The following is an 8024-nucleotide window of genomic DNA, read 5'->3' as shown; positions in this document are numbered from 1 at the left end:
GAGGGCGTCGTCGTCGAGCGCCTGGCCGACCTCGACCGCCTGGCGACGTGGGCGAGCGAGCCGGCCGACGCCCGCCCGTTCCTGGTGCTCGACCTGCGCATCTCGGGCGACGTGATCGCGCCGTATCAGCACGAGGTCATCCGCGTGAACAGCTGACGCGGACGCAAGGGGCCGCCCCAGGAGGGATCCCGGGGCGACCCATGCGTCTACCGCGTCACTTCTTCCAGAGGTAGATGCCCTTCGACTGCTCCTCCTCGTGATCCGGCCCCAGCGGGATGCCCCGGCGGTCGCGCAGCAGGATCGTCGCGATGAGGCTCGCGATGATGAGTCCGAACAGGTAGTACGCGACACCGTCGGTCGAACCCGTGCCCTGGACGATCGCCTGGGCGATCGTGGGGGCGAACGCGCCGCCGATGATGGATCCGATGGCGTAGGAGATCGAGACGCCCGAGAAGCGCACGGAGGCGGGGAACAGCTCCGAGTACCACGACGACTGCGGACCGTAGGAGAAGCCCAGGCCGATCGTGAGCAGCACGAGCCCCAGGGTCAGCAGCCAGATGTCGCCGCTGTTGACGAGCGGGAACAGCGCGAACACCGCGGCGCCGAGCCAGACCCAGCCGAAGATGTAGGTCGTGCGGCGGCCGATGCGGTCGCTGATCCAGCCGCCGATGAAGGTCGAGATCAGCCAGGTGATCGAGGACGCCGTGACGGCCCAGAGGACGGGGCCGCGCTCAAGGCCCACCGGACCCTCCGGGTTGGTCGCGTAGTTCTGCACGAACCCGCCCGTGGTCATGTAGCCGACGGCGTTGTTCGCGGCGAACACGAACGCGCACAGGATCACGAGGGGCGCGAAGCGGCGGAACAGCTGGATGACGGGGGCGCTCGCCTGCTCCTTGCGCTCCGCGATCTCCTGGAACACCGGGCTCTCCTCGACGCGGCGGCGCACGTAGTAGCCGACGAGGATGAGCACGAAGCTGAACAGGAACGGGATGCGCCATCCCCACTCGAGGAACGCGTCGCCGGGGAACAGTGCGGTCATGACCGCGAACATGCCGCTGGCCAGCAGCAGTCCGATGGGCACACCGATCTGCGGCATCGCGCCGAAGAGGCCACGGCGGTACTTCGGCGCGTGCTCGACGGCCATCAGGACGGCGCCGCCCCATTCGCCGCCGGCGGAGATGCCCTGCAGGATGCGCAGCACCAGCAGCAGGATCGGCGCCGCGATGCCGATCGCCTGATAGGTCGGCAGCAGGCCGACGAGCGTCGTCGCGGCGCCCATCAGGATCAGGGTCAGCACGAGCATCGGCCGGCGGCCGATCTTGTCGCCGTAGTGCCCCGCGAGGAACGCGCCCAGCGGCCGGAACAGGAAGCTGATGCCGACCGTGAGGAACGACAGGATCGTCGCGAACCCCGGGCCGGCGGGCTGGAAGAACAGCTGGCCGAACACCAGGCCGGCTGCCGAGGCGTAGATGAAGTAGTCGTACCACTCGACGGTGGTGCCGACCACCGTGGCGAACGCCACGCGGCGGCGGTCGACGGGGCTGGAGATGGTTCCGGTCGGGGTGAGCGGACCGGGGGCTGCGTCTCGGGCGGACATCTGACCTCCCTTGGTCAAAGTCGTCCGGCGCGTCATCGCGCCGGAGCGGGAGCGGGATTCGATATCGTGTTCGTTTATCGAACGGAGTGTTCACATAGGGAATCGGCGATTCCGCATGCGACAGTACACCACCCATGGCCCGCAGGCCAGGTGATCGGCCGACCGCGGTCGGCGATGCGCCGAGCGGGAGCGCTACGCCTCGAAGCCCTCGCCGATGAGCTCGATGAGCTCCTCGCGCTCCTCGATGGGCAGGAACGCGCCCGCGGCGGCATTCAGCTGGAAGGTCTCGATGTCATCGAGCCCGTATCCGAACGCCAGGACGAGCTGAGCGAGCTCCCGCGTGAGCGAGGTGCGGCTCATCAGGCGGTTGTCGGTGTTGACCGTCACGGCGAAGCCCAGCTGGTACAGCAGGTCGAACGGGTGGTCTTCGAGCTGGCTGCCCCACGCGGCGATCGCGCCGGTCTGCAGGTTGGACGACGGCGACAGCTCGAGCGGGATCTCGCGGTCACGCACCCAGCGCGCCACCTCGCCGAAGCGCACCCTCACCTCCTCGCCCTCGCGGCCGATCACATCCAGGTCCTCCGCGATCCGCACGCCGTGCCCCAGCCTCAGGGCGCGGCCGTCCAGGAGGGCGGAGCGGATGGACTCGAGCCCGGCGCCCTCGCCCGCATGGATCGTCGCCGGCAGGAACGCGCCGCTGACGATGTCGATCGCTTCGCGGTGCCGCGACGCGGGATACCCGTCCTCGGGGCCTGCGAGGTCGAAGCCGACCACGCCCTCCTCGCGGAACTCGACCGCCAGGCGGGCGATCTCGGCCGAGCGGCTGTTCTGGCGCATGGCCGTGAGCAGCTGGCCGACGCGGATGCTGCGCCCCGCGTCGTCCGCGGCGTCCTCGCCCTGTTCGATGCCCTCCTGCACCGCCTCGACGGCCTCCTCGAGCGAAAGCCCGCCCGCCAGATGCTGCTCGGGCGCCCAGCGCACCTCGCCGTAGATGACGCCGTCCTCAGCGAGGTCCTCGACGAACTCGCGCGCCACGCGCGTCAGCCCTTCGCGCGTCTGCATCACGGCGGTGGTCACGGAGAAGGTCTCGAGGTACTGCTCGAGAGAGTCCGAGTCGCTCTGCCGCGCGAACCACGACGCGAGACGGGTGGGATCCGTCTCCGGAAGGTCCACCCCCGCCGCCTCCGCGAGCTCCACGATCGTGTCCGGCCGCAGTCCGCCGTCGAGGTGATCGTGCAGCGACACCTTCGGCAGACTGCGGATCGACACGCCCTCCACGCGGGCGTCTCCGAACGGATCGATCATTGTGCGCTCCTCGCGTCGGGTGTCGGCGGGTCCGTGGATCAGGATGTCGAAGCGATGCGCTCGCGCACAAGCGGCGTGCGCTCGGGCGCGGCGTCGCCGAGCTCCCATGCGCCCTCGAGCGAGTCGAGAGCGCGCGCGAAGCGCGTGTCGTCCGGTCCGCCGATCGTGAACAGCGGCTGGCCGGCCGAGACGCGGTCACCGGGCTTGGCATGCAGGTCGATGCCCGCCGAGTGCAGCACGGGATCCTCGGCGCGGGCGCGTCCCGCGCCGAGTCGCCAGGCCGCGACGCCGAAGCCGTAGGCGTCCAGCCGCATGACGTATCCGTCGCGCGGCGCGACGACCGTGTGCGTCTCGGCCGCGACCGGGAGCGGGGCATCCGGGTCGCCGTCCTGCGCCAGGATCATCCGCCGCCAGGCGTCCATCGCGCGACCGTCGCGCAGGGCGCCCTCCACGTCGGCGTCGGGCCGGCCCGCCAGCGCGAGCATCTCGCGCGCGAGGGCGACGGTGAGCTCGACGACGTCGGCGGGTCCGCCGCCCGCGAGCACCTCGACCGACTCCCGCACCTCGTTCGCGTTGCCGATCGCCAGCCCGAGCGGTGCGTCCATGTCGGTCAGCAGCGCCGTCGTGCGCACGCCGGAGTCCGTGCCGAGCTCGACCATGGTGCGGGCGAGCTCGCGCGCGCGGTCGAAGTCGCGCATGAACGCTCCCGATCCGAACTTCACGTCGAGCACGAGCGCATCCGTGCCCTCGGCGATCTTCTTGGACATGATGCTCGAGGCGATCAGCGGGATCGCCTCGACCGTCCCGGTGACGTCGCGCAGCGCATAGAGCCGCTTGTCGGCGGGCGCGAGGCCGGACCCCGCCGCGCAGATCACGGCGCCGACGTCGCGCAGCTGCGCGGTCATCTCGTCGTTCGACAGGGCCGCGCGCCATCCAGGGATCGACTCCAGCTTGTCGAGCGTGCCGCCCGTGTGGCCGAGCCCGCGGCCCGACAGCTGCGGCACCGCGACCCCGAAGGCCGCCACGAGCGGTGCGAGCGGCAGCGTGATCTTGTCGCCCACGCCGCCCGTCGAGTGCTTGTCCACGGTGGGCTTGCCGAGCCCCGCGAAGCTCATCCGCTCCCCCGACGCGATCATCGCGTCGGTCATGACCCGGATCTCGTCGCGCTCCATGCCGTTCAGCAGCACGGCCATCGCGAACGCCGCCATCTGCGCGTCGGCCACGTAGCCGCGCGTGAAGGCGTCGATCATCCAGCGCAGCGCGCCCTCGTCGATCCGGCCGCCGTCGCGCTTCGTGCGGATCACGTCGACGGCGTCGAACGGCTCCACGGCCGAGGGGGTCGTGTCGCTCATCGTCCCGCCTCCTCGAGGTCGCGCGGGCCGAACGCGTCCGGCAGCACCTCGTCCATCGTGCGGATGCCCGACACCGTCTCGAGCAGCATGCCAGGCACGGCGTGCTCGAACAGCAGCTGGCGGCACCGGCCGCACGGCATGATCGTGGCGCCCTGCCCATCGACGCACACGAACGCGACGAGCCGCCCGCCGCCGCTGCGGTGCAGCTCGGACACCAGGCCGCACTCCGCGCACAGCGTCACGCCGTACGCGGCGTTCTCGACGTTGCACCCCGACACGATCCGCCCGTCCGACACGAGCGCGGCCGCGCCCACGCGGTAGCGCGAGTACGGGGCGTAGGCGTGCCGCATCGCCTCGGTCGCGGCTGCGCGCAGCTCGTCCCAGTCGACGTCTCCGGACCAGCTCGTCTCGTCAGTCATCCCATTCCTCTGTGACGGAGTCCATCTCCGGAAGCGGAGATCAACCCTTGATGTACGGCTTGCCCGCGGCGGCGGGCCCGCGCGACTGCCCCACGAACCCGGCGACCGCGAGGATCGTCACGACGTACGGCAGCATCTGCATGAACTGACCGGGGATCGGCGACCCCAGCACGGTGAGCAGGTTCTGGAGGTTCGTGGCGAAGCCGAACAGCAGCGCCGCGAGGGCCGCGCGGATCGGGTCCCAGCGGCCGAAGATCACGGCGGCGAGCGCGATGAAGCCCAGGCCGCCCGTCATCTCCTCGCCGAACTGGGGAACCGACACGAGCGTGAAGTACGCGCCACCGACGCCGGCCACGGCACCCGCCAGGCTGACGTTCCAGAATCGCGTCGGATTGACCTTGATGCCCACGGTGTCGGCGGCCTGCGGGTGCTCGCCCACCGCGCGCAGCCGCAGTCCCCAGCGCGTGCGGTACAGACCCCACGCGACGACCGCGACCGTGATGTACATCAGGTAGACGATGAAGGGCTGGTTGAACAGCACGGGGCCCAGCACCGGGATCTCGACGAGGCCGGGGATCGGCAGGCGCGGGAACGTCGCCGGCCGGTTCACCACCTCCTCGTTCGGCACGAGCAGGATGCCGTAGAAGAAGCCGGTCAGGCCCGTCACGAGCACGTTCAGCACGACGCCGACGATGACCTGCTCGACCAGATACTTGATCGCGAACACGGCGAGGACGAGCGAGACCAGCACGCCGCCGATCATGGCGCCGATGAGGCCCACGTACGGGTTTCCGGTGAGGCTGCCGATCACCGCGGCGCTGAACGCGCCGAGCAGCAGCTGGCCCTCGATGGCCACGTTGACCACACCCACGCGCTCGCCGATCACGCCGCCCATCGCACCGAACACGATGGGCACCGAGATCGACAGGGCGCCCGCCAGCAGGCTGACGACGGGGACGAGTCCGCCCGCACCCGCCCAGGTGAGGAACGCGAACAGCGCGAGCACGCCGAAAGCGACCGCGACCCAGACGCGCGGCTTCCGGTACTGCCATGCGTCCCACGCCGCGTACGCCGTCAGCGCGACGAGCAGCACCATCACGATCCACACGGTCGCGATCGACGGCACGCTGACGTCGCCGAGCGGGATCAGGGTCTCGCCGCCGCTGAGACGGAACGACGTGACGCCGTCGCGCGCGCCGAACAGGAACAGCGCGGCCAGCAGCACGGTCGCGATCGCCAGGGTGACGGGGACCTTGGGGTACCGCACGCGCACCACCGCGGGTGCGGCCGACTCGGGGATCATCGTCGTGGCGTTCACTGGGCAACCGCCTTCCGCGCGGCCTTGGCTCGGGTCCTGGCACTCTTCTCGGCGTCGTCTCGGGGCAGGAAGAAGATCGTGCGCACGAGCGGCGGCGCCGCGACGAACAGCACGACGAGCGCCTGCACGACGAGCACGAAGTCGACGGGGATGCCCGCCGCCTGCATCTGATACGCGCCCGCCTTCAGCGCGCCGAACAGCAGGCCGGCGGCGAACGTGCCCCACGCGCGGCTGCGGCCGAGCAGAGCGACCGTGATCGCGTCGAAGCCGAAGCCCGCGTCGATGTGCTGGTTGAAGCCTGTCGTGACCGCACCCTGGATCTGGTTCATGCCCGCGAGACCCGCGAGCCCGCCCGCGAACAGCATCGCGTACACGTAGATGCGCGGCACCGAGATGCCGGCCGCCTTCGCGGCATGCGGGTTCTCGCCGACCGCGCGCATGCGCAGGCCCAGGCTGGAGTGCTCGAGCAGCCACCACACGAACACGGCCGCCAGCACCACGAGGAGGAAGCCGAGGTCGAGGTTCGGGAACGAGGGCCCGAGCAGATCCGGGAACACCGCTCCGGCGGGGGTCGGGTCCGACACGGGCTGCGTCGTGCCGGCCTTCTGCAGCACGCCCTGCGTGCTCACCATCCACTCGACGAACAGCACGCCGATGTAGTTGAGCATGATCGTGAGGATCACCTCGTGCGCGCCGGTGCGGGCCTTCAGCAGGCCGGCGATGCCGGCCCAGATCGCGCCTCCCACGATGCCGCCGAGCAGCGTGACGGGAAGCTGCAGGGGCATCGGGAGGTCGAGGCGGAAGGTCAGCAGCGCCGTGAAGGCGACGCCGAAGACGATCTGCCCCTGCGCGCCGATGTTGAACAGGCCGACGCGGAACGCGACCGCGACGCCCAGTCCGGCGGCGATCAGCGGCGCGGCGGCGCCCAGCGAGTTCGTGAGCGACCGGATGCCGGTGAGGAAGTCGTCGGCGCGCGTGTTGTAGACCGCGCCGCGGAACAGCGCCTCGTACCCGCCCGCGACGGCGGACCAGACGGCGGAGAGCGTGTCGCCCGGCCGGGCGAAGAAGTACCCCGCGGCCTCGGCGACGTCCTCGTCCGTCACGGCGATCAGGATGCCGCCGACGATGAAGGCGGCGACCAGCGCGAGGATCGTCGTGACGACGCCACCGCGGAGGATCTCCCGCAGCATGCGGCTGCTCGCCGGGACGGTGTGGGTCTGCGGGGCCTGCTGGGCAGGGGCTGTCTGGGTCACTTCGACTCGCTTTGCTGGCTCAGCGCATCGCCTGCGGTGGTGTTCTCCTGTGCGCCGGCCATCATCAGGCCCAGCACATCGCGCGGGGTGTCGGCGGGCACGATGCCGACGATCCTGCCCCGGTACATCACGGCGATCCGGTCGGCGAGGGCCGTGACCTCGTCGAGCTCTGTCGACACCACGATCACCGCCACGCCCGCGTCGCGCGCGGCGACGATCCGGGAGTGGATGAACTCGATGGAGCCGACATCGACGCCGCGCGTGGGCTGCGAGGCGAGCAGCAGACGCAGGTCGCGGCTCATCTCGCGCGCGACCACGACCTTCTGCTGGTTGCCGCCCGAGAGCGTGCCCGCCGGCGTGAGGGGACCCTGCGCACGGATGTCGAACTCCTCGATCCGGTCGCGTGCGAAGCGATCGAGCGCGCGGCGCACGAGCGTGCCGGCCTTGACGAACTCTGGCGACGTCGAGCGGTCGAGCACCAGGTTCTCGGCGATCGACATGCCGCCGACGAGGCCGTCCACCTTGCGGTCCTCGGGCACGAAGCCGACGCCCGCGTCCAGGATGTTCTTGACGCCCTCGCCCACGAGCTGCCGCCCCTCGAGCGTGATCGATCCGGACACGTGATCGTGCAGGCCCATGAGGGCCTCCGTGATCTCGGTCTGGCCGTTGCCCTGCACGCCGGCGATCGCGAGGATCTCGCCGGGACGGACATCGAAGCTGACGTCGTCGACGACGACGGCACCGGATGCCGTGCGCACCTGCAGGTCGCGTACCTCGAGG

7 protein-coding genes are annotated in these 8024 nt (G+C 70.7%); all 7 read right to left on the bottom strand.

Annotation, left to right across the window (positions count from 1 at the left end):
• Nucleotides 1-214: 214 nt before the first annotated feature.
• The gene (locus RIF89_RS08815) at nt 215-1597 is read right to left on the bottom strand and encodes an MFS transporter (RefSeq protein ID WP_309068749.1); all 1383 of its coding nucleotides are present in this window, start codon (nt 1595-1597) and stop codon (nt 215-217) included.
• Between the two features lie 192 nt (nt 1598-1789).
• Nucleotides 1790-2902: an adenosine deaminase gene (locus tag RIF89_RS08810; RefSeq protein ID WP_309068748.1), complete on the bottom strand. Its 1113-nt coding sequence runs from the start codon at nt 2900-2902 to the stop codon at nt 1790-1792.
• 38 nt (nt 2903-2940) lie between these two features.
• Nucleotides 2941-4254 carry a thymidine phosphorylase gene (locus RIF89_RS08805; protein ID WP_309068747.1) on the bottom strand — a complete coding sequence of 438 codons (1314 nt, stop codon included), beginning with the start codon at nt 4252-4254 and terminating at the stop codon, nt 2941-2943.
• A complete protein-coding gene (locus tag RIF89_RS08800; RefSeq protein WP_309068746.1) occupies nt 4251-4673 on the bottom strand; it encodes a cytidine deaminase in 423 nt (140 codons plus the stop codon). The genes RIF89_RS08805 and RIF89_RS08800 overlap by 4 nt, the downstream gene beginning before the upstream one ends.
• Before the next feature lie 40 nt (nt 4674-4713).
• A complete protein-coding gene (locus tag RIF89_RS08795) occupies nt 4714-5976 on the bottom strand; it encodes an ABC transporter permease (protein WP_309068750.1) in 1263 nt (420 codons plus the stop codon).
• 11 nt (nt 5977-5987) lie between these two features.
• Complete coding sequence (locus RIF89_RS08790) at nt 5988-7244, bottom strand: ABC transporter permease (RefSeq protein WP_309068745.1); 1257 nt, start codon at nt 7242-7244, stop codon at nt 5988-5990.
• Nucleotides 7241-8024 (bottom strand): ATP-binding cassette domain-containing protein (locus RIF89_RS08785; protein ID WP_309068744.1); only part of this gene is annotated, 784 nt, incomplete at its 5' end. The genes RIF89_RS08785 and RIF89_RS08790, both read right to left, overlap by 4 nt.

The organism is Microbacterium sp., from assembly GCF_031178525.1.
In the GTDB taxonomy this organism is placed as follows: domain Bacteria; phylum Actinomycetota; class Actinomycetes; order Actinomycetales; family Microbacteriaceae; genus Microbacterium.
Note: the sequence above shows the minus strand (reverse complement) of the source record. Positions and strands in the feature narration are given on the sequence as shown.

What these genes read in the sequence shown, in the direction of transcription:
- RIF89_RS08815 (WP_309068749.1), bottom strand. Translation starts at nt 1,597, where the DNA reads ATGTCCGCCCGAGACGCAGCCCCCGGTCCGCTCACCCCGACCGGAACC.
- RIF89_RS08805 (WP_309068747.1), bottom strand. Translation starts at nt 4,254, where the DNA reads ATGAGCGACACGACCCCCTCGGCCGTGGAGCCGTTCGACGCCGTCGAC.
- RIF89_RS08800 (WP_309068746.1), bottom strand. Translation starts at nt 4,673, where the DNA reads ATGACTGACGAGACGAGCTGGTCCGGAGACGTCGACTGGGACGAGCTG.
- RIF89_RS08795 (WP_309068750.1), bottom strand. Translation starts at nt 5,976, where the DNA reads ATGATCCCCGAGTCGGCCGCACCCGCGGTGGTGCGCGTGCGGTACCCC.
- RIF89_RS08810 (WP_309068748.1), bottom strand. Translation starts at nt 2,902, where the DNA reads ATGATCGATCCGTTCGGAGACGCCCGCGTGGAGGGCGTGTCGATCCGC.